We start from the raw sequence: 20,825 nt of genomic DNA, 5'->3' as shown, positions 1-20,825 counted from the left end.
GACTAACGGAATCGATCGTTCATGCACACGCTGCTTGCCAACTCGACGTACCTCCTCGCCGCCGGCGCTGAGCAGGTGACTGCACTGGACAAGTTCAAGGACTTTGTCAACCGCTGGAGCGTGCCGCAGTTCAGCCTCCCGCTGTTCCTGCTGCTCATGCTCGGGGCGTTCTTCGGCTACCGCAAGTGGACCAAGCCGATCATTTTCTGGCCGATGATGATCGTCTTCACAATCGTCTACTTCGGGTTCATCCAGCTCGATGAGAGTTACGCGTCGATCCTCCAGAAGCCCGACAACGTGCCGATCTCGATGATGATCTTCCTCACGCTTTTCTTCCTCTGGCTCGGGCTGCGGCAGGCGGCGATCAACGACCAGAACATGGAAATCGGCAAGCCGCTCATCGAAGAGGACCGCGAAGACAAGGTGCTCTGCTGGCCCGACCTGGTCTACACCGAACTGCTGGCGATGGTGCTGTGCACGGTGGTGCTGGTCCTCTGGTCGGTGCTGCTCAAGGCGCCGCTGGAGTCGCCGGCCAATCCCGCCGGTCCGCCGAACCCGTCCAAGGCGCCGTGGTACTTCCTCGGCCTGCAGGAGTTGCTCGTCTACTTCGACCCGTGGATGGCCGGCGTGGTGCTGCCGGGGCTGATCATTCTCGGCCTGGCCGCGATGCCCTACATCGACACCAACCCCAAGGGCAACGGCTACTACACGTTCAAAGAGCGCAAGTTCGCGATCCTGACGTGGATGTTCGGCTACCTCATCCTCTGGTGCGTGCTGATCGTCTTTGGCACGTTCCTCCGCGGCCCGAACTGGAACTTCTTCGGCCCGTTCCAGGTGTGGGACCCGCACCGCGTCGATCCGCTGACCAACATCAATATCAGCGATATCTGGTACGTCGTCATCATGGACAGCAAATTGCCCGAGAGCATGCTCGTGCGCGAATGGCCGGGCATGGTGCTGTCGGCGTTCTGGTTCTTCGCCCTGCCGTACCTCATGACGAAAATCGGCTTCTTCGGCCGATTACGGCACCAGATGGGCTTTGCGCGCTACTACCTCATGGCGGTGCTTTTCGTGGTCATGATGCTCGTGCCGGTCAAGATGGTCGGCCGGTGGACGATGAACCTCAAGTACATCATCGCCATGCCCGAGATCAACTTCAATCTCTGAAGCGCGCGGAGTCTCTGCTTCTCAATGCCCATGCAAAGCCTTGCATGGGCTTTTCATTCCGTCACCACAGTGACGCCGCGATTCCATACAGCAGCGACGGCTGCAGGTCCGGCACGGACAGGTCCAGGCCGAGGATGGCGCCGGCCGCGGCGTAGCCGCTGCGCGCGGCGCCCTCCATCGTCGCCGGCCAGCCGGTCGCGCAGTAGTCGCCCGCCAGCAGCAGGTTCGCTGCGGGCCCCGTCGTCGCCGGCCGCTGCGCCTGCGAGCCCGGCGTCGCGGAGAACGTCGCCCGCTTCTCCTTCACCACGTGCTGTCGCAGCAGCGCATTGGCGCTCTGCGGACCGGCTGCGGGAAAATGCCCAGACATCTCTTCGCGAACCCGGCGCACGATCTCCTCGACGCTCAATGCCATCCACGCGTCGGCGGCGCTGATCACCGCATGCGCCGTGCGGCCTGAGTCCTTGAAGAACACCCACTGCACCAGCGCATCGAGCAGCACGACGTGAGGCAGATCGGTGACCGGCTGCTCGAAGTGCAGGTGCACGCCGAGAATCGGGCTGTGCGCCAGGCCGCGGGGCTGCGCGAGCCGCGGATCCGCCGAGGCCAGGTCGCTGCTCACCACGCCTGCAATCTGCTCAAACGGCAGCGCCAGGACGTATGCATCCGCCTCGACGCGCGAGCCGTCATCGAGCCACACGAACTCCACGCGCGAGGCGCCCTCAATCCGCTGCACGCGCCTTGAAAGGCGCAGGTCATCGATGAAATGGTGCGCCGGGTCGTAGAGGCTCACGAGCGGGCAGTCCGGCAGACCCAGCCGCCATGCATCTCGATGCGCCAGAAAGCCCTGCTGAAACACCTGCAGCGCCGGCTCGGCTGACACCCGATCGCACGGCAGGTTGCACGCGCTGACGACGACGACATCCCAGAAGCGGGCGATGAGGCGCTCGCTCTGCCCGCGCTGGCGGAGCCACTCACCGAACGTGATGCCCTCGAACGCGCTGCGATCCGCCGCGGCAACGGCGCGCATCGCCGAGGCGAGCGCGATCTTCTCCTTCGCGCTGTAGGCGCGGAAGGCAGCCATCGAAAGCGCCAGGTGCAGTGGCGCCGGAAGCACCGAAGGCTTGAGAACGTCAACGCTGCCCGAAGCGGAGGCGAAGTACATCCGGTCGTGCCAGCGGATGCAGTCATTCACTCCCAGCCGCGCATAGAAGTCGAGCAGATTCGTGCAGCAGCCCAGCACGACGTGCTGGCAGTTGTCGATGCGCTGGCCGGTGGCGGGATCGGTGAAACTGGTGGCCCGGCCGCCGAGTCGGTTCCTGGCTTCGATGAGCGTGACGTGGCAGCCGGCCTCGTGGAGTCGCACCGCCGCGGCCAGCCCGGCTACCCCGCCTCCGATGACCGCGACGCGGCCGGAGTGGCTCACGAGCCGCTCCGCCGCCTGGTCCACGCGGCTGTGAGGCCGATCATGATCTTGCGTGACGTAGCCACGCGGATGCGGCCCGACCCGGAGGCGGCCCGCCTGGGGGTGACGGCGATGAGCTCGAGCAGGCGGCGGTAGATGCGCGTCATCGCCGCCAGAGCCGCCTGCCCGTCTTCATGCACCACTTCCGCCAGCGGGGCCGAGCGATCGTAATACTCCCCGGCCCGCTTGATCTGGAAGCGCATGAACTCGAGACACGCCTCAGGGTTGGACCAGTTCCGCAACTCCTCAGGCGAGAGGTTGAAGCGGGCAAAGTCGTCGGCGGGCAGGTAGACGCGGCCGACGTCGTAATCCTCGGCGTAGTCGCGCAGAATGTTGGTCAGTTGAAACGCAATGCCCCGCCACTCGGCCAGCCGCCGGGCCCGCGCGCTGCCGTCAAAGCCCCAGACGGAGATGCAGACAAGGCCGACCGTCGAGGCCACGTGGCGGCAGTAGGTCACCAGGTCGTCCAGTGTCCGGTATTTGGCGCCGTGCAGATCGGAGAGTTGACCCTCGATCATCTCGCGGAACTCCGTCTCGCGGAGTCGGAATCGCGAGACCGTGTCGGCGAAGGCGTGCCACATGGCATGATCGGCGCCGATTTCGAGGGCGTGCTCGGCATCGCGATGCGGCCGCCAGGCGCCTCGGAACACGCGGCTGGTCCGTTCTCGGAAGTCCGCCAGGGCGGCCTCATCGCCCAGGCTGTCATCGACGAGGTCATCAGCCCGCCGCATCCATGCATAGATGGCGTAGAGCGACGACCGTTTGGGCTCGGGCGTCAGTCGCAGGCCGAAATAGAAGTTTCGGGCGTTGGCGCGGGTGATGCGGCGGCACTGCTCGTAGGCGTCGCGCAGAGCCGGGGACGCAGTCTGCTGGGCGGCGGGATCCTGCGGCTCAGCGAGCGAGTTGGCGGTGACGGTGGTGGCTGCGGATCGGCTCATCATCACCCATTTCTGAACACGTCCAAACCAAGCCGAAGCCCGATCCACGCCCTCGCCGCGAGCGCCGCCTTGCCCAACCGGCTGAGGGTGGGCCGGCGCATGATGACATCATAGCGCTGCCGCCGGATCGCGCGCAGGATCGATTCACCGCCTGCCGTAAACAACTGAATGGCAGGCCGGACCGGCGGCCGCAAATGGGGCCAGAGCCCCTTACCCTCGTCGAACAGCGGCTGCGTCCGGGCCGCCAGGGTCCGCTCCAGACTTCGGAACGACTCATCCGCCTGCCGCCGCTCGATCATCCGCTGCAGGGCGGCCTCGCTTACGCCGTGCTCGCGCATCATCTCCGCCGGGATGTAGATTCGATGGCGTTCGAGCAGGTCGCGAACCACATCCTGCCAGAAATTGGTCAGTTGCAGGGCGGTGCATGTGCAGTCGCTCAGGCGGAACATCTCGTCGATCTGGGGTCGATCCCCATGGCCGGTAATGAGCAGCACGATCCGCCCGACGGGATCGGCGCTGCCCGTGCAATACGTGAGCAGGTCCTCCCAAGTCTCATAGCGGGTTTGGCGCTGGTCGCGCTCGAACGCGTCGAGCAGGCGATGGAACAGCTCGGCCGGGACGCCGTGGCTGGACATGACGACCGCGAGCGCGGGGAAGTATGGACCCTCGACGACCCCGCCGGCGGCGCAGCGGTCGACCTGCCTGTGCATCTCGGCCAGTTCCGCCAGCGAATCGGCCTTGCTGGCCCGTTCATCGGCCGCATCGTCGGCGGTGCGGCAGAAGGCGTAGACCGCCGCGAAGTCGCGCTCGTGTTCGCGCGGCAGGAGTCGACTGATGACCGAAAAGTTCTCGTAGTGGCTCAGCGCGAGCTCCATGCAGGCGCGGAATGAGGCCTCGGCCTGCGCTGCGGGTTCAGGAGTGAGCGTCGCGGCGGTCATGGGGAGAAGTCTAGCGAGCCTTGAGGTGCGGCCGCACCGGGCGATTTTCGCTCGCTGCGCGCCACCGCCGTATGATTGAGCACGATGAAGGTAATTCTTGCCAATCCGCGGGGTTTTTGTGCGGGCGTGTACATGGCCGTGGACGTGGTGGACCAGATCCTGGCGCTGTGTCCGGATGAGCCGATCTACGTCTACCACGAGATTGTGCACAACAAGCACGTCGTTCGCCGCTTCGAAGAACGCGGCGTGACGTTCGTGGACAGCATTGACCAGGTGCCCAGCGATTCGATCGTGGTCTTCTCCGCCCACGGCATCAGCCCGGAGGTGCGGCGGGCCGCGCGGGAGCGGCGGCTGACGGCCATTGACGCCACCTGCCCGCTCGTGACCAAGGTGCACATGGAGGCGATCCGCTACGCGCGCGACGGCTATCAGATCCTGCTCATCGGCCACAGCGGCCACGATGAGGTCGTGGGCACCGTCGGCGAAGCGCCCGACGCCATCCAGGTCGTCGAGTCTCCCGAGGATGTGCCGAACCTTCGCATCCACAACCCGAACCGGCTCGTCTACCTGACGCAGACGACGCTGAGCCTGGATGATGCGGAAGTGATCATTCGCGCACTGCGAGATGCGTTTCCCAACATCAAGTCTCCGCCCAGCGACGACATCTGCTACGCGACGACCAATCGTCAAACGGCGGTGCGCTGCATCGCTCCCGAGTGCGACCTCGTGCTGGTCGTGGGCAGTCGCAACAGTTCCAACTCGGTGCGCCTGACCGAGATCGCCGAAGCGGCGGGAACACCGGCGCATCTGCTCGATGACATGTCGGAATTGCGCCCCGAGTGGTTTGAGAATGTCGAAGCCGTGCTCATCACTTCCGGCGCCTCGGCGCCCGAAGATCTCGTGCGTGAGATTCTCGCCGAACTCATCGCCCGGTACGACGCCATCGTGCAGCAGTACGACGTCTACGACGAGCGCATCGAATTCGGCCTGCCCCAGAGCCTCAAGGAACTGATGCGCGAGCGCGGCGTCGATCCGAGCGGGCGCACCATCACGCTCGATCACAGCAGCGGCATCGTGGATTGGCTGAACGAGCGAGGCGGGGCCGTCGAGCCGGTGCGCATCACCATTTCCGCGCCGGCCAGAGTCGGGAATTGATCGGGTAATACGAAGCGCCCGCAACGAGTGCCAAGGGCGACGGTGCAGGCTGCAAGGGGCTGGCGGTCGTGTTGTGCCATTATCGGACGAACCAATTGTGAAAAAAAGTGACAAATCCGCCCTTCCCCCTTGCGAAGCGTGCGGAATCCTTTAGACTGTTCCATGGTGTGGGTGGGGGCCGAATGGGCCTCCAGCGCGGGAAAGTGCATTCGCACGCGCCGCGCGATGAGGGATCCGGCTCACGAATTGCAGATCGATGCCCGCAGAAGAAGGTCTTCTAAGGGTAGAGTGCTGGAGCGCCCGTTGCGCTCCTGTAGCCATGCATTGATGTGACGGGACCGTGGAATCAAGCAGAAGGAGATCGGGGAAATGAACAAAGCCATTCTTGCAGGGATCGCCGCTCTGGCGATCGCTCCGGCCAGCGCCATGGCGCAGTGGTCGGATGACTTCGAGTCTTACGGCGACGGTGAACTGCTCTTCAACGTCGGCGGCTGGACGGGTTGGGACAATACGATGGGCGCCGCCGGCACGGCCACCAGTGCGCAGGCGCGCAGCGGCAACCGGTCGATCCTCGCCGGCCCCAGCGCCGACGCCATCCACCCCTTCGCCGGCGAATTCACCTCCGGCCAGTGGTCACTCAGCGCGTGGATGTTCATGTATCGCAACGACCACACCGCCGACACCTTCTTCATCGTCAACAATCAGTACAACCACGGCGGGCCGTACGTCTGGACCATCGAAATGCAGTTCGACGTCACGACGCAGACGGTTCTCGATGACTTCCGCACCGAGACGCCCATTGCCATCGCCTACGACCGCTGGGCCGAGATCCGAATCGATTTCGATCTCGACAACGACACGCAGACGACGTGGTACGACGGCCAGATGCTCTCGACGGGGACGATGACGCGAAGCAACGGCGATCCGCTCGAAATCGCCAACATCGACCTCTACTCCACGGGCGCGACGTCCTACTACGACGACTTCAACATCATCCCGGCGCCGGGCACGATCGCCCTGCTGGGCCTTGGCGGACTCGGCTTTGCCGGCCGCCGTCGTCGCCGCGCGTGAACCTGAGCCGGAGCGAGGCTCCGTGACCTGAACGCAAGCCGCGCCGGGACTCTGATCCCGGCGCGGCTGTCTTTTTGTGCCCGGGCGGCGTGGAGCGAAGCGGGTAATCTCCGTACGTTTCTCGGGCGACTGCATTCAACGCCAGGCGAGAGGGGAGCAGAAGATGAACGCAGCAGCACTTGCAGGCGTCGCGGCACTGGCCATGGCGACCGGCTCTGCCTCGGCTCAGTGGGCCGAAGACTTCGAGTCGTACGGCGACGGCCAGCTGCTCTACCACGTCGGCGGCTGGTCGGGCTTCTTTGACGAGATGACCGTCGCCGGCCGCGCCACCAGCGCCCGGGCCCGCAGCGGCAACCGGTCCATCCTCGTCGGGCCGGGCACCGATGCGGTGCACCCGTTCATCCCCAACTACACCTCCGGTCAGTGGACGCTCTCCGCGTGGATGTACATGGCCCGCGAGGACCACGTCGAAGACACCTACTTCATCGTGCACAACGAGTTCGAATTCCCCGGCCCCTTCCGGTGGACCATCGAGATGCAGTTCGACTATTCCACCGGCACGGTGCTCGACGACTTCCGACCCGAGACGCCGATTCCCATTGCCTACGACCGCTGGGCCCGGATTCGCATCGACTTTGATCTCGACAACGACGTGCAGACGACGTGGTACGACGGGCAGTTCCTCTCGACGGGCACGGTGCGGCTCGATCCGTCGTTCCCGCTGGCCATTGCAAACGTCAATCTCTTCTCCGCCGGCGCGACGAGCTACTACGACGATTTCCGGATCATCCCCGCGCCGGGCGGCGCTGCGCTGATGAGTCTTGGAGCACTCGCGATCGTGGGCCGCCGTCGCCGCCGCGCCTGAAATGAAGTCGGGCGACGGTTCGCGCGAGGCTCTTATCATTGTCGATGCCCGATTCCCCGCGGCCGCACATCTTCGATCTCGACCCGACGGCGCTGGGCGCACTCGTGACGCAATGGGGCTGGCCCCGGTTCCGCGCTGACCAGATCCTCGAATGGGTCTACCGCCACGCCGTCGCCGATCCCGCCGCGATGACCACGCTCTCGACCCGCGACCGCGAGGCGCTCGCCGGACGGCTCACGTTTCTCTCGGGCGAAGTGGCCGTGGATGTCACCGGCAGCGACGGCACGCGCAAACTGCTCGTGCGCTGGAATCCTTCGGCCGCCGCCGGGCGAAGCGAGGCGTCGATCGCGCTGCCGCTGTCCAATGCGGCGTCGCAGGAGACCGAGTGCGTGATGATCCCCACCGACGACCGCTGCACGGCGTGCATCTCGTCGCAGGTCGGTTGCCCGGTGGGCTGCACGTTCTGCGCTTCGGGCATCGGCGGGCTCGACGGCAACCTCAGCGCCGGGCGCATCGTCGAGCAGGTCTGGCTGCTCAATCGCGACCTGCACGCACAGGGCCGGCGCATCACCAACGTCGTGTTCATGGGTATGGGCGAGCCGCTGGCCAATTACCAGGCGGTGATGCACGCCGTGCGCACGCTCATGGCGCCGTGGGGGCTCAACATCGGCGCGAGGCGCATCACCATCTCCACCGTCGGCCTGCCGCGCGCCATCGAGCGCCTGGCCAATGAGCAGGTGCCCGTGACGCTGGCCATCAGCCTGCACGCGCCCAACGACGAACTGCGGAGGCGTCTCATTCCCTGGGCCGAGTACACGACGATTGCCGAGCTCATGGACGCCGGGCGGTACTACTTCAAACAGACCGGCCGCGAAGTGACGCTCGAGTACATCCTGCTCGGCGGCGTGAACGATCGGCCCGAGCATGCCGAGCAACTCGCAGGCGTGGCCAGGACGCTACGGGCCAACGTGAACCTGATCCGCTACAACGAAGTGGCGGGCCTGCCCTACGCGCGGCCGGGCGACGCCGCGGTGCGACAGTTCCAGGAAGTGCTGCGGCAGCGCGGCATCAACGCCCACATCCGCGCCAGCCGCGGCCGCGACATCGCCGCGGCGTGCGGCCAGTTGCGGCACGAGCAGCGCTCCGCGTCCGCCGCTGTTTCCACCGAGCAGGCATAAATCGAGAATCTGGCGGCTTTGTTCTTGACAGGCGCGACAGTCTTGCGGCATAATGTCGCTGGAGGGCCTCCCTGCCGACCATCCCCGGGTCGGTTGCCCGCCAGTCAGGAGAATCCAGATGACGCACCTGCAAAGGCAAACTTTCTGCGCGATCGTTGGGATGTTGTGCCTGGTCCGGGCGGCGGCCGCACAGACGACTTTTTACGTGAATGGCAACTGCGGTGATGACTCGTGGACGGGCCTGCAGGCGGCGTGCGAGAGCCCCAATGGCCCGAAAGAGACGATCCAAGGGGCGCTCGATAGCGCGACGAGCGGAGACACAGTGGTCGTGGCGGATGGATCGTATTCAGGAAAGGGCAATACGGAGCTGCAGTTTGGCGGCAAGGCAATCACCTTGCGCAGCGCCAACGGACGGGAACACTGCGAGATCGTCGGGCGCGGAGGCGGGGAGGTCGGCGGCATCAACTTCGACTCCGGCGAAGGGCCTGACGCGATCGTCGAAGGGATTACCTTTCGATACTGCTGGGGGCGCCTAGGCGGCGGTATCCGAGTGAGTTCAATGAGCACTCCGACAATCCGCGACTGCGCATTCGTCGAGTGCGTTGCAGCGAATGGTAGCGGGGCGGGTATTGGCCTTGATGGTCCGTGCGGCATCACGATTCGGAATTGTGACTTTCGCAGCAATGAGGGCAGCAGAGGCGCTGCAGTCGCAGCGTGGGGTGCGTGGGTCGTGATCGAAGACTGTGACTTCTCGATCAATCGTGCTTCTTTGACGGGCGCGGCGCTTTATCTTAATTACGGCGCGGAAGTGACCGTCAGTCGCTGCTCGTTCACCCACAACAGAGTCGAGGAAGACATCCTCTCGTCGAGTCCGGACGAAGGCTTGTGGGGAGCGGCGGTGTATCTGGGGGAGACCTGCTCCGGCACTTTCGTCGACTGTCAGTTCACCAGAAATGAAGTGGTGGCGTATCAGGTGGGACGGGGCGCATTCGGCGCCGGTGCGTACCTGGCTGCAGGAAGCGTGTCCACTTTCCTGCGCTGCGCGTTTGACGGAAATCGAGCGTTGGGCGGTGGTGGAGGCAAGGGCTGGGAGTCACGAGGCTCTGCAATCAGGAGTTCCGGTGCTTCCGTCGACGTGATCGATTGCCTCATCACCAACAACGTGACTGGTTCCGGTGCGGTCGCATCGGTAGATGGCAGCGTTCGAATCGTCAACTCGACCTTGGTCGGAAACCGTGGCTACAAGGGAGTCGGTGGAGTCGAATCGCTGAATGCCGATGACATGGTCGTGGTGAATTCGATCGTCTGGGACAATACAACGCCTCAGGTCGGCGGTGAGCCGTCGATCAATTTCAGTTGCGTGCAGGACGGCTGGATGGGGCAGGGAAACATCTCGGACGACCCGATGTTTGTTGATGCGGAAAACGGCGACTATCGATTGGCCGAGTTCTCGCCGTGCATCGACGCAGGCGACAGTGAATCGCTCGTCTGCACGCGAGCCGAGTCGATCGACCTCGCCGGCGAGCCTCGCTACCGCGATGACAAGCGGGTCCCCGACACCGGTCGAGGAACGGGTGCGTTGGCGGACATGGGTGCATACGAGGCCGCCGGCCTCGCGGGATTGCGCGTCGCCTGCGTCGAACCGCGCCAGTCCGGCGAAGTCAACAGCATCGCTGTTTCACAAGCAAGGCCGGGAAAAGTTATTTACTTCGCCTACGGCTTTCAGGAGGGGCTCACGCCAGTTCCCCGCTGCCGACCCGCCCATGTTCTGATTGATCAGTCCCGTCTGCTGGGACATGCGGTCGCAGACGCAGCTGGGAATGCGGTGCTCAGTGTGCACATCCCGGCAGGGCTCGCGGGACGGACGATCCGAATTCAGGCGGTCGAGCCGTTCACCTGCCGAGTCTCGAATCTCGGAGTCGTGACGATCGCGCCCTGACGGAGCCGGGAGAGCCGGACCGAGGTGAGCATCTTCATCACTGCGACGATCCCGCATATCATGCATGGACATCAGGCCCCGGTAGCTCAGTTGGATAGAGCAGCGGTCTTCTAAACCGCAGGTCGTGCGTTCGAGTCGCGCCCGGGGCGTTGAATGAAACCAAAAAGCAGGCGGGCCGCGCCGGAGGCGCGGCCCGCTTTCGTTTCTGCAGTCGTCCGTCGGCCTCGCCTCACGGCACGCCGACCACGTCGATGTCATCGACCCACAAGTAGTCGCTCGTCGAATTCATCTGCGAATCAAATGCAACGCGAGCGTTGGAGGTCATCGCCAGCCCGGACAGATTGATGTCGTAGTAGTGGTATTGGTTGTCGCTGACGGCGGCGGTCAGCGTATACACCTGCGAATAGTTCACACCATCGGGGCTGAACCAGACGATCGCGGTGTCGTTACCTTCGAACGAACTCACCTTCGCCCAGAACGTCAGGTGGACGGAGCCGGCGCCCGCGAGGTTCGCCTGCCGCTCCATGTATCCGCTGTTTCGGCGGAAACGAACGTGTCCGCTGCCGGTGTGCGGGTTGTCGCGCCGCCAGCGCAGCGAGATGTCGCCGCTGGTCGCCCACGAGCCGACCCACGCGCCGCTGCCGCCCGAGAAGTTGCGCGATTCGAATCCATCTGAAGCAAGCGACACCGGCGTGCCGTTCGGGTCGGTCACGTTGATCGTGACCGAGTCGGTGGCTGTAGCGCCAAGGTCGTCGGTCACGCGCACTGTCGCGTTGTAACTGTCTGGCACGGTGTAGGTCGCGCCGGCAAGCGGGCTGGTTCCGGTGGACTGGTCGTACACGCCGTCGCCGTCAAAGTCCCACGAGAAGTCGACGATGCTGCCGTCGGGGTCGAAGCTCGAAGACGCATCGAAAGACACGTTGAGAGGCGCATCGCCGCTGAGCGGGTTGGCGCTGAGCGACGCGACGGGCGGCTGGTTGCCGCCGCCGCCGACGAGACCGAGCGAGCCGTTGACGTTGATGCGGCCGTAGCCGAAGGTGTTGTCCACGCCGCTCGAGCCGAGATCATCGACGCCGCCCTTGAGGATCGCCTCGACCTCGGCCGGCGTGAGCGAGGGGTCGGCGGACCAGATCAGCGCCGCCAGGCCTGCGGTCAGCGGCGTGGAGAAACTCGTGCCGCTCACGGAGGCGTAGTCGCTGTCGCTGCCCGAGTCGGTCGTAAACACGCTCACGCCCGGCGCCACGAGATCGACGAACTGGCCGTAAGCGGAGAAGGAGGCCTTGTTGTCGTTGATGTCGGTCGCGCCCACCACGATGATGTCATCGTTGTCGCGATTGCCGTAGGTCAGGTTGCGGCCGTCGTTGCCCGCCGCCCAGACGAGCAGCCCGCCGATCGACCGGATGTACGTGGCGGTGGAGAGATTCGAGGAAACGTCCACGCCGCTGTACGAGACGCTGGCGACCCTGTCGCCGCTCTCGACGGCGGTGCGCGCCGCGTGCTGGAGGGTGGAGAGTGACGAGCCGCCGCCGGTGCTGTTGGATACGCGGAGCATGCGGTGGCTCAGATTCCAGCCCACGCCGGCCACGCCCACGCCGTTGTTGCCGTTGGCGGCGGCGCAGCCGGTCGTCATCGTGCCGTGCGGATGGATCGCGCCGATGACGCCGCCCTGGCTCTCCCAGACGCGATCGACGGCGTTGTAGCCTTCGAGCCGATGCTGTTGAAAATCCTGGTGCGTCGTGCGGATACCGGTGTCGCAAATGCCCACGCTCACGCTCGGATTTCCGGTGTGAACATTCCAGCCCGCGCACGAGTCCATGTTCACATGGTGCCACTGGCTGTTGAAGAGCGCATCGTTGGGGCACGAGAGCGGGTAAACGATCCAGTCCGGTTCGGCGTACTGGAACTGCCCGGTGGTGAGCAGCGCGTTGGCGGCTTCATTCTCCGTCTGCCCCTGCGGCAGGGAGATGATGTACTCATCCGTCTGCCAGATGTACTCCACGAGCGGGTAGTCGGCCAGGGCGACCAGCGCCTGCTCTCGACGCTGCTCGATCTGCTGCTCTGAGAGCCCCGCCGCCTGCCAGTGCTGGGGCTGGAGCGGCCGGACGATCAGCCGCCCCGAGAATTCGCGATCACCCGGTACGGCGGTGTAGTGCACGGCTTGGGCAGCCGGCGCCTGGGCAAGAAGTGAAGATGGCACGATCATCGGAATGGCGCCGAAGCACACCGCGTGCCGAAGGGCAAGCGCACGAAAACGGTTCATCGCATATTCCTCCGCAAGAAGCCAAGGTCAGCAACGTGTCGAAACGCTCGATGCACGTACCTGGGAGAGCCCACCAGCAGACGGGACGGGGGTGGACCCAAGTAGCGCCAGACTACCAGAAGTCGGAGCGGGTGTCAATAGGCAATCGCGCGCAAAACGGCCGCAACAGCCCCGGCGGAGCCTATCATCAACCCAATGCGCCTCGGCCGCCTGGTCGGCCGCGCGCACACACCTGAACGAGGAGGTTGGTCATGCGATACAGCAGAACGACGCGCGAGCACGGACGATCGGCATCGGCAGTGGCGACCCTGGCGGCCGGATTGGCGCTGAGCCTTGCTGCGGCAGCGCCGGTGTGGGCACAGGCGACCGCCGCCGGCCAGCGCGGGACGCCCGCTGCCTCCGCCGCGACAACGGCCACGGCGGCGCGCAAAGTCGGCTCGCCGGTGTTCACCGACATTCCGGGGCTGATCGAAGATGCCATCGCCCAGGCCGACAAGGCCGTCGCCGCGATCATCGCCGTGCCCGACGAGAAGCGCACCTTCGAGAACACGCTCGGCGCGATCGACGATCTGCTCGCGCGGCTCGACGGCGGCACGAACATGGCCCAGTTCATGGCCTACGTCTCGACCGACGCCGCTGAGCGCGATGCGTCCAACGCCGCGCAGCTGCGCATCGAGTCGTGGATGATCGACCTGAGCAAGAACGAAGATCTGTACCACGCCGTCAAGGCGTATGCCTCCACGGATCCGAAGCTCAGCGGCGAGCGTGCGCGGCTGCTCGAGCACACCCTGCGCGACTACCGCCGCGCCGGCATGGAGCTGCCCAAGGAGCAGCGCGACAAACTGACGGAGATCGAAAAGACGCTCTCCGAACTGGCGATCCAGTTCCAGACGAACATCCGCGAAGATGAAACCGTCGTCGCCGTCACGCGTGATGAACTGGCGGGCGTGCCCGAGGAGTTCATCAATTCGCGCAGCCGCACAGGCGACCTTTATGTGATCACGATGGACTACCCCTCGGTGGATGCGGTGTGGAAGCACTGCACCGTCGAAACCACCCGCGAAAAGGTCCGCTTCGCCTACGCCCGGCGCGGCGGCCAGAAGAACGTCCGCCTGCTCGAACGGATTCTCAAGCTGCGCGATGAGCACGCGGGGATGCTCGGCTACGACAGCACCGTCGATTACGTCGTCGAGACGCGCATGGCCAAGAACGACGACACCGTCGCCCAGTTCTACGAAGACCTCATTCCCATCGTGCGCAAGAAGGCCGAGAAGGACTACGCCGAGCTTACCCAGGCCAAGCGGCAGGACACCGGCGACGCCAACGCTGTCGTGGAGATCTGGGATCGCAACTTCTACGAAGACTACCTGCTGCGCACCAAGTACAACGTGGACAGCCAGGAAGTGCGCCAGTACTTCCCACTGCAGGCCGTGCTCGACGGCCTCTTCAGCATCACCCAGTCGCTCTACGGCATCGAGTACCGCGACGTCACCGACAGCGCGGGCACGCCCGACCGCCCGCTGTGGCACGAAGACGTCAAACTCTACGAGGTGTACGACCGCAAGACGGGCGAGATGCTCGGCTCGTTCTACATCGACCTGTTCCCGCGCGACAACAAGTACAACCACGCCGCCCAGTGGGGCCTGCGCCAGCACAAGGTGTACATGGATGGCACCGAGCAGAAGCCGCTGGCCGCGCTCGTGTGCAACTTCACCAAGCCCACGGCGGACAAGCCCTCGCTCATGCAGCACGACGAGGTCGAGACGTTCTTCCACGAGTTCGGCCACTGCCTGCACACGATCCTCAGCGAGGCTGATCTGCAGAGTTTTGCCGGCACGAGCGTCGAGCGAGACTTTGTCGAGGCGCCTTCGCAGATGTTTGAAAACTGGGTGTGGGACGCCGATGTGCTCGCGACCTTTGCTCGCCACTACCAGACTGGCAAGCCGCTGCCGCGCGACCTGCTCGATCGCATGATCTCGGCGCGCCATCTCAACTCGGGCCTGTGGGCGATGGGACAGATCTGGCTGGGCAAGATCGACAACGCCTACCACACGGCGCCCGGCGGCGAGATCGACACGACTGCGGTGCAACTCGAACTCTCCGAGCAGCTGCTGCCGTATCCGCCCATGCCCGAGACGTGGTTCCAGGCCGCGTTCGGCCACCTCATGGGATACCAGGCCGGGTACTACGGGTACATGTGGTCGCTCGTGTACGCGTCGGACATGTTCCAGCGCTTCAAGGAACTGGGGATGCTCGATCCCGACGCCGGCCGGTACTACCGCGAGAAGATCCTCGCGCGCGGCGGCACGATGGACGGCATGGACATGGTCCGCGACTACCTCGGTCGCGAGCCGGACATGAGTGCGTTCCTCAAGCACCTCGGACTGGAAGAGTGAGCCGCGCGGCACACGCCCGCTTGCAGGCATAGCCTCCCTTACGCCCCCGTGCGGGCCGAGGATGCGCTTTGCGCTGCGGATCCGAATGCAATGACGATGACGAACCGATCCGGGAAGGAAGGCGGTTGAACGATGGAAATGATTTCCCCGGAAGAGAAGCAGAAGATCACCGAGCAACTGGAAGAACTCAAGTCACGCCGCCCCGAGATCAGCCAGCGCATCGCCGAGGCCCGCGAACTGGGCGATCTCAAGGAGAACGCCGATTACCACGCCGCGCGCGAAGACCAGGGCGTGAACGAAGCCCGCATCCGCCAGTTGGAGGAGCGGCTGAGCAAGGCCATGGTCACCGGTCAGGACTCCGTCGTTCCCGAAGACATGGTCTTCCTCGGCGCCACCGTCAAGCTCCGCAACGTGGATAACGAAGAAGAGATGCTCTACCGCCTCGTCGGTGAATCGTCGGGCGTGTTCAGCGACGAGGTCATCGAAGTCACCTCCACGTCGCCCATGGGTTCCTCGCTCATGCGGGCCCGCATCGGTGAAGTCATCCGCGTCGACCTCCCCCGCGGCACGAAGCGCTTTGAAGTTATCGAAATCGTTGCTTAGTCCAGATTGGCTGATACGAGGTGCAGCATGAGTGATCGGGTGGTGGGGCCGTTGTCCTTTCTCCATGTCACAACCTGGCTGGCTCTGGCGCTGGCGCCCCTCGGCGCCGCGGCACAGGAGCCCACGCCGGATTCACCGCCTCAGCCGCCCGCCAAGTCGCCCGATGTGCAGCCGGCGGAAGACAAAGACTCAAAGCCCGGCGCGCATTGGGGCGAGGACCTCGTCAGCACCCAGCACACGCTCGTCATCAACGGCGAGTCCATCGCCTACACCGCCACGGCCGGCACCATGGCGCTCCGCGATGAAAAGGGCAAGGACCGCGCCAACCTCTTCTTCGTCGCCTACACCCGCGATGGTGTCGCCGACAATTCCAAGAGGCCCATCACCTTCACCTTCAACGGCGGGCCGGGCTCGTCCTCCGTCTGGCTCCACCTGGGCCTGTTCGGTCCCAAGCGCGTCCTCATGAACGACGACGCCACCCCCGTGCCGCCGCCGTTTCAACTCGTGGAAAACGGCTACTCGCTGCTCGATGTGACCGACTTCGTGTTTATCGATCCGGTGACGACCGGCTACAGCCGCGCGGCCGAGGGCGTGAATCCCAGCGAGTTTCACGGCGTGGATGAAGATGTTGAGTCCGTCGGCGAGTTCATTCGACTCTACTCCACGCGCTACAAGAGGTGGAGTTCGCCCAAGTTTCTCGCGGGCGAGAGTTACGGCACGACGCGCGCGGCCGGGTTGTCCGGCCACCTGCAGAACCGCCACGGCATGTACCTCAACGGCATCATGCTCATCTCCTCCATCCTCGACTTCCAGACGGCCCGCTTCGATACGAACAACGACGAGCCCTTCATCCTCTTCCTCCCCACGTACTGCGCCACGGCGTGGTACCACGGCCGGCTCGACGACATGCTCCAGCGCAACTTGCGGCAGACGCTCGATGAAGTTGAAGCCTTTGCGCTGGGCGAGTACGCCAGCGCCCTGCTCATGGGCGACCGGCTCAGCAAGGAGGAGCAGTCGAAGATCGCCGCGAAGGTGGCGCGGTACTGCGGCGTATCGCAGGAATTCATCGAGCGGTGCAACCTGCGGCCGGACATCGGCCGCTTCGTCAAGGAACTCCGCCGCGACGAGCGCCGCACCGTCGGCCGGCTCGACAGCCGCTTTGTCGGCATCGATCGCGACGCCGCCGGCGACTCGTATGAATACGACCCGAGTTACGCCGCCATCCAGGGGCCGTACAGCGCCGCGCTCAATTCCTACGTCCGCACGGACCTCGGTTACGAGAATGACCTGCCGTACGAGATCCTCACCGGCCGCGTGCATCCGTGGAGCTACCGCCGCTCGACGAATGAGTATCTCGACGTGGCGGAGACTCTGCGCGGCGCGATGGCGCAGAACCCCGCGCTGCGTGTCTACGTCGCCAACGGCTACTACGACCTCGCCACGCCCTACTTCGCCACCGAGCACACGTTCAACCACTTGGCGCTCGATCCGTCGCTCAAGGGCAACGTCAGCATGGGTTACTACGAGTCCGGGCACATGATGTACATCCACGAGCCGTCACTGAGCAAGCTCCGCGATGACCTCAAGGCGTTCATTCAGTCCGCCCTGCCGCCGACTCAGTGATCGTGCCGACTCATCTTCTGCCCGCGAACGCCAGCCCGCCGGTCATCGGCAGCGCCGGGATCTCCACCGGCTGGCTGCTGAGGATCTGCTCGTAGGCCATCACGAGATTCTCGGCGTACCTGCTGCACGAGAAGAAAGAGAACGCTTCGGAGCGGGCGGTGTCGCGCAGCGACCAGTTCTTCTGCGGGTCGTCGATGAGTTCGCGCAGGCGTTGCACGATGGCGCCGTTGTTGCCGGGCTTGACGACCAGCGCCGTTTTGCCGTTCTCGACGACCTCGGCCACGGCATAACCGGCTTCTGCGATGACCGCCTTGCCAGCCGCTGCCGCCCAGAGCATCGGCAGCACTCCCAGCACCTGGCCCGGCCTCGCGCTCGGCGGTGCGGCCAGAAGCGCTCGCGCTGCGGCCAGGGCCCGCCGGGCGGGCTCGGGTCCGCGCTGCGCGGGCTGCTCGACCAATGCCGATTGCGTGTCATCGCCGAGGTGCAGCATCAGGTCAGCGCCCGCGACAACTTCCCAGGGAAGCGCGGCCCGCGCATCGAAGATGAGCCGGTCAGGTGAGCCGCCTCCCATGACGAGCGAGCGCGCCATCGACCGGCGCGAGGCGCCGGCGGGCACGACAAAGCACACATTGAGCCCGCTCAGAGCGCTGCACGCCTGGATGGAGGCGATGCGCGATGCATCGACGCACGCGTCATGCTGCGCCGTCGCAAGAACCACCACAGTCCGGTCAGATCGAATGTCCCATTCTCGCCGCAGGCAGGTCCGATCGCCCTGCTGCAGCCGCGCGAGGTCGAGGCCCGGCCGCAGCACGTGCATGAGCGACGGCTCGACGCCGGCGTGAGCCCAGGCTCGTTTGATGCTGCTGCTGGCGGTGAGGATGGTGACCGGCGCCCGGCCAGCGGTGCTCAGCACGCGCAGCCACTGTCCCTGCTCGCGGCTGATCGGTTCTGTCGTCAGGGTGAGCACGCGAAGCACGCCCGGCGCCGCCGCCATCGCCATGCCCAGCGTCGCGAGCGACCAGCAGTGGATGAGATCGACCGGCGCCACGGCTGCGACGTACCGCCGCAGCGGCCCCAGGCTCATCCAGGGCCTCCCGCCCAGCGGCGCGAGGCGGTCGCAGGTTGTTACGCCCAGCGAGCGAGCCAGCCGCTCGGCCCCGCTTCCGCCAACCACCGCCGCCATGAGATCAGTCTGTCGGGCCGCCGTGGACTGCGCCAGGTCGCCCAGCATCGCCGTGGCGCATGGGCCGACCATCGGCCCGTGCGGGTCGATGAGGTGCAGCACGCGCGGCCGATAGGGACGCGCCGCAGATGGCACGACGGTGCGGCTCAATCCGAGACCTGGGCGTCCAGCGGATTCTTTTCGTGGGCGTAGAACAGTTGCGCCAGCCGCAGCCCCGTCACGTCGGCTAACTTCCGCTGAAGTTCATCCACCTTGTTGGGGTCGTACTCGAACGTGGATTTGTACGCCAGTTCGACCGTGAGGCGATGGTACTCGTAGTCCGTCGTCGGCGGCCAGAGTCGCGCGCCGCTCTCGGTCTCCACGACCTTTACTTCCATGATGCACGTGGGGATCGTGCCGCGCTCATCCACCAGGGTGAACTGGCGGGGCACGGCGTAGATGACGATGTCCGCGTGCACCTTGCGGCCGATCTCTTCGATCGACATGATGTTGCCGGTGGTCTCGCGCGCTGCTTCGCGATTCACCGCCGCGGGATCGATCGCCTCGGGCACGAGTTCCTGCACCTTGAGCACTTCATTGGTCGCACGCATGGCGATCTGGTTCACAAAGCGCGAGCGCGGCAGCACGTTGGCGCGATCGTCGATGAACACCACGATGGTCTGCTGCGGCAGGGTGTACTTCGCGGGCGTCTTTTCGGGCCCGCTGATGAGATACGTTCCGGCTCCGACGAGATTGCAGCCCGCTCCGGCGAGCAGCAGCACCGCCAGGCCGCCCAGCAGCAGCATGGATTGGATCAGTCTCATAGACGGTGACGCTCCTTCCGGGCGTCGGCGTCGATGTCGCCCTTCTTGCGCGTGTAGGTGTAGAACAGCTTGGTGGCCTCCTGCCCGAACTTGACCTGCAGGCCCTGTTCAATGATTGCCTGGGGCACCTGGTCGCGCTGAACGCCATCCATGGGCGGGTAGCGCACCTTGACCCGCTCCGTGAAGGTGGGCGTCATCGGGTCCGCCCCGTCGGCTTCGAACACGTTGACATCCGCGATGATCACCCCGTCCCACAGATAACTGTTACCCGGCAACTGCAGGCGATACTCGACGAGATCGACAATCACCAGGCGTTCGACGCCGAGCGCTTCGGCCAGCCTGGGAATCTCCATCGTGGGCCAGTAGATGTTGTTGGCCTGGTACGCGACGGCGTAGCCGGGCGGCAGGATCTTGGCCCCTTCGCACGCTTCGTGCAGCCCGGCGCTGAGGTATTCGCACAGCCGCGGCACCGCCGTCGGATGCTCGTACTGCGCATCGAGCGGACAATCGACGAGCACGGCCACGCGCTTGCCGTTCAGGCCTTCGTACTGCGCCTTGAACTCGACTTCCGTCTCTGAATCGACTGCCTGCGCCACGAACCCGATGGCGTCGCAGCCGGCGGAAACGCCCAGGCCCGCCACGCAGAGCGCTGCGGCAAGCCATGAACACGGCCGTGCAATGATTGCTTTCATACGCCGATGCCTCCTTTGAGGGCCCAGATCTTGTACCCCCACGCCGCCAGCAGCAGCGCGCCCAGAATCCAGACGACGCTCGGCCGCCACATGCGCTGGAAGACGCGCCAGATGGGTGAGCCCGTAAACGCGATGTACACCGATACCCAGAACGCCGCAGCCGTGCCGATCGCCAGCAGGCAGCCCATCGGCTGGGTGATGAAGGACTTGATCAGATGCCCGTCCGCCGCGTGTGCAAACGCAGTCGTCATCCCGCACGTCGGACACGGCATGTCGGCATAGGCGATCCAGGCGCAGGACTGGAGCGGCAGCAGTTGGGTGTGCGTGCCCACTCCACTCGGCGAAGGCTCGAGCCACGCCGCGACCGACAGCAGCGCCAGGCACGCCAGGGCTACCACGGCCGCGACCGACCGCTCGACGACCGCGTTGCGCGACGCCGGTCCGAGGAGATGGCCGACAGCCGGCATCGGATCCCGCAATACCTCGTTCATACCCTGTCCGATCTTCAACGCCGCCCGGCCCCGGGCCCTCTGTGAGGCTGGATGCGCCCAA

At 65.2% G+C, this 20,825-nt stretch carries 17 protein-coding genes and 1 tRNA gene; 10 read left to right on the top strand and 8 right to left on the bottom strand.

Annotation, left to right across the window (positions count from 1 at the left end; genetic code table 11):
* The first annotated feature begins 21 nt into the window (after positions 1–21).
* The gene (locus IT430_05605) at positions 22–1,167 is read left to right on the top strand and encodes a hypothetical protein (GenBank protein MCC6907398.1); all 1,146 of its coding nucleotides are present in this window, start codon (positions 22–24) and stop codon (positions 1,165–1,167) included.
* A gap of 61 nt (positions 1,168–1,228) precedes the next feature.
* Here the strand turns inward: IT430_05605 and IT430_05600 are convergent, their stop codons facing one another.
* Genes IT430_05600 through hpnC form a run of 3 tightly spaced genes read right to left on the bottom strand, consistent with a single transcriptional unit; the run spans position 1,229 to position 4,505 of the window.
* The gene (locus IT430_05600; protein MCC6907397.1) at positions 1,229–2,590 is read right to left on the bottom strand and encodes an FAD-dependent oxidoreductase; all 1,362 of its coding nucleotides are present in this window, start codon (positions 2,588–2,590) and stop codon (positions 1,229–1,231) included.
* Positions 2,587–3,567, bottom strand: a complete 981-nt coding sequence (locus IT430_05595) for a phytoene/squalene synthase family protein (protein ID MCC6907396.1) — start codon at positions 3,565–3,567, stop codon at positions 2,587–2,589. The genes IT430_05600 and IT430_05595 overlap by 4 nt, the downstream gene beginning before the upstream one ends.
* Positions 3,568–3,569: 2 nt before the next feature.
* The gene (gene hpnC, locus IT430_05590; GenBank protein ID MCC6907395.1) at positions 3,570–4,505 is read right to left on the bottom strand and encodes a squalene synthase HpnC; all 936 of its coding nucleotides are present in this window, start codon (positions 4,503–4,505) and stop codon (positions 3,570–3,572) included.
* An 84-nt stretch (positions 4,506–4,589) separates the two neighbouring features.
* On the opposite strand from hpnC, the gene ispH reads away from it, so the two are divergent.
* The 6 genes from ispH (at position 4,590) to IT430_05560 (ending at position 10,862) form a co-directional block, all read left to right on the top strand.
* Positions 4,590–5,660 (top strand): 4-hydroxy-3-methylbut-2-enyl diphosphate reductase, encoded by a 1,071-nt coding sequence (gene ispH / locus IT430_05585; GenBank protein ID MCC6907394.1) that lies wholly within the window; start codon positions 4,590–4,592, stop codon positions 5,658–5,660.
* A gap of 369 nt (positions 5,661–6,029) precedes the next feature.
* A complete protein-coding gene (locus IT430_05580) occupies positions 6,030–6,731 on the top strand; it encodes a PEP-CTERM sorting domain-containing protein (protein ID MCC6907393.1) in 702 nt (233 codons plus the stop codon).
* A gap of 163 nt (positions 6,732–6,894) precedes the next feature.
* Positions 6,895–7,596, top strand: a complete 702-nt coding sequence (locus tag IT430_05575) for a hypothetical protein (GenBank protein MCC6907392.1) — start codon at positions 6,895–6,897, stop codon at positions 7,594–7,596.
* Positions 7,597–7,640: 44 nt separating this feature from the next.
* Positions 7,641–8,774, top strand: coding sequence for a 23S rRNA (adenine(2503)-C(2))-methyltransferase RlmN (rlmN, locus tag IT430_05570; protein MCC6907391.1), 1,134 nt, complete (start codon positions 7,641–7,643; stop codon positions 8,772–8,774).
* 118 nt (positions 8,775–8,892) lie between these two features.
* Entirely contained in the window at positions 8,893–10,713 is a 1,821-nt protein-coding gene (locus tag IT430_05565; protein ID MCC6907390.1) for a right-handed parallel beta-helix repeat-containing protein, read from the top strand.
* Positions 10,714–10,788: 75 nt separating this feature from the next.
* Positions 10,789–10,862, top strand: a tRNA-Arg gene (locus tag IT430_05560).
* A gap of 80 nt (positions 10,863–10,942) precedes the next feature.
* Here the strand turns inward: IT430_05560 and IT430_05555 are convergent.
* On the bottom strand, positions 10,943–12,973 hold the full coding sequence (locus tag IT430_05555; protein MCC6907389.1) for a S8 family serine peptidase: 2,031 nt from the start codon (positions 12,971–12,973) through the stop codon (positions 10,943–10,945).
* Positions 12,974–13,224: 251 nt separating this feature from the next.
* On the opposite strand from IT430_05555, the gene IT430_05550 reads away from it, so the two are divergent.
* The 3 genes from IT430_05550 (at position 13,225) to IT430_05540 (ending at position 17,595) form a co-directional block, all read left to right on the top strand.
* On the top strand, positions 13,225–15,369 hold the full coding sequence (locus IT430_05550; GenBank protein ID MCC6907388.1) for a Zn-dependent oligopeptidase: 2,145 nt from the start codon (positions 13,225–13,227) through the stop codon (positions 15,367–15,369).
* A gap of 132 nt (positions 15,370–15,501) precedes the next feature.
* Positions 15,502–15,972, top strand: coding sequence for a transcription elongation factor GreA (locus IT430_05545; protein ID MCC6907387.1), 471 nt, complete (start codon positions 15,502–15,504; stop codon positions 15,970–15,972).
* A gap of 27 nt (positions 15,973–15,999) precedes the next feature.
* On the top strand, positions 16,000–17,595 hold the full coding sequence (locus tag IT430_05540) for a hypothetical protein (GenBank protein MCC6907386.1): 1,596 nt from the start codon (positions 16,000–16,002) through the stop codon (positions 17,593–17,595).
* Between the two features lie 10 nt (positions 17,596–17,605).
* Here IT430_05540 and IT430_05535 read toward each other — a convergent pair whose 3' ends face one another.
* The 4 genes from IT430_05535 to IT430_05520 are packed head-to-tail and all read right to left on the bottom strand — an operon-like array spanning position 17,606 to position 20,764.
* Positions 17,606–18,913, bottom strand: a complete 1,308-nt coding sequence (locus tag IT430_05535; protein ID MCC6907385.1) for a glycosyltransferase — start codon at positions 18,911–18,913, stop codon at positions 17,606–17,608.
* An 11-nt stretch (positions 18,914–18,924) separates the two neighbouring features.
* Complete coding sequence (locus IT430_05530; protein ID MCC6907384.1) at positions 18,925–19,581, bottom strand: hypothetical protein; 657 nt, start codon at positions 19,579–19,581, stop codon at positions 18,925–18,927.
* The gene (locus IT430_05525) at positions 19,578–20,273 is read right to left on the bottom strand and encodes a hypothetical protein (GenBank protein ID MCC6907383.1); all 696 of its coding nucleotides are present in this window, start codon (positions 20,271–20,273) and stop codon (positions 19,578–19,580) included. Before IT430_05525 ends, IT430_05530 begins: the two co-directional genes overlap by 4 nt.
* On the bottom strand, positions 20,270–20,764 hold the full coding sequence (locus tag IT430_05520; protein ID MCC6907382.1) for a DUF2752 domain-containing protein: 495 nt from the start codon (positions 20,762–20,764) through the stop codon (positions 20,270–20,272). The genes IT430_05525 and IT430_05520 overlap by 4 nt, the downstream gene beginning before the upstream one ends.
* Positions 20,765–20,825: the final 61 nt, after the last annotated feature.

Source organism: Phycisphaerales bacterium (assembly GCA_020852515.1).
Taxonomy (GTDB): domain Bacteria; phylum Planctomycetota; class Phycisphaerae; order Phycisphaerales; family UBA5793; genus UBA5793.
This window is presented reverse-complemented; position numbering and strand designations above follow the sequence as displayed.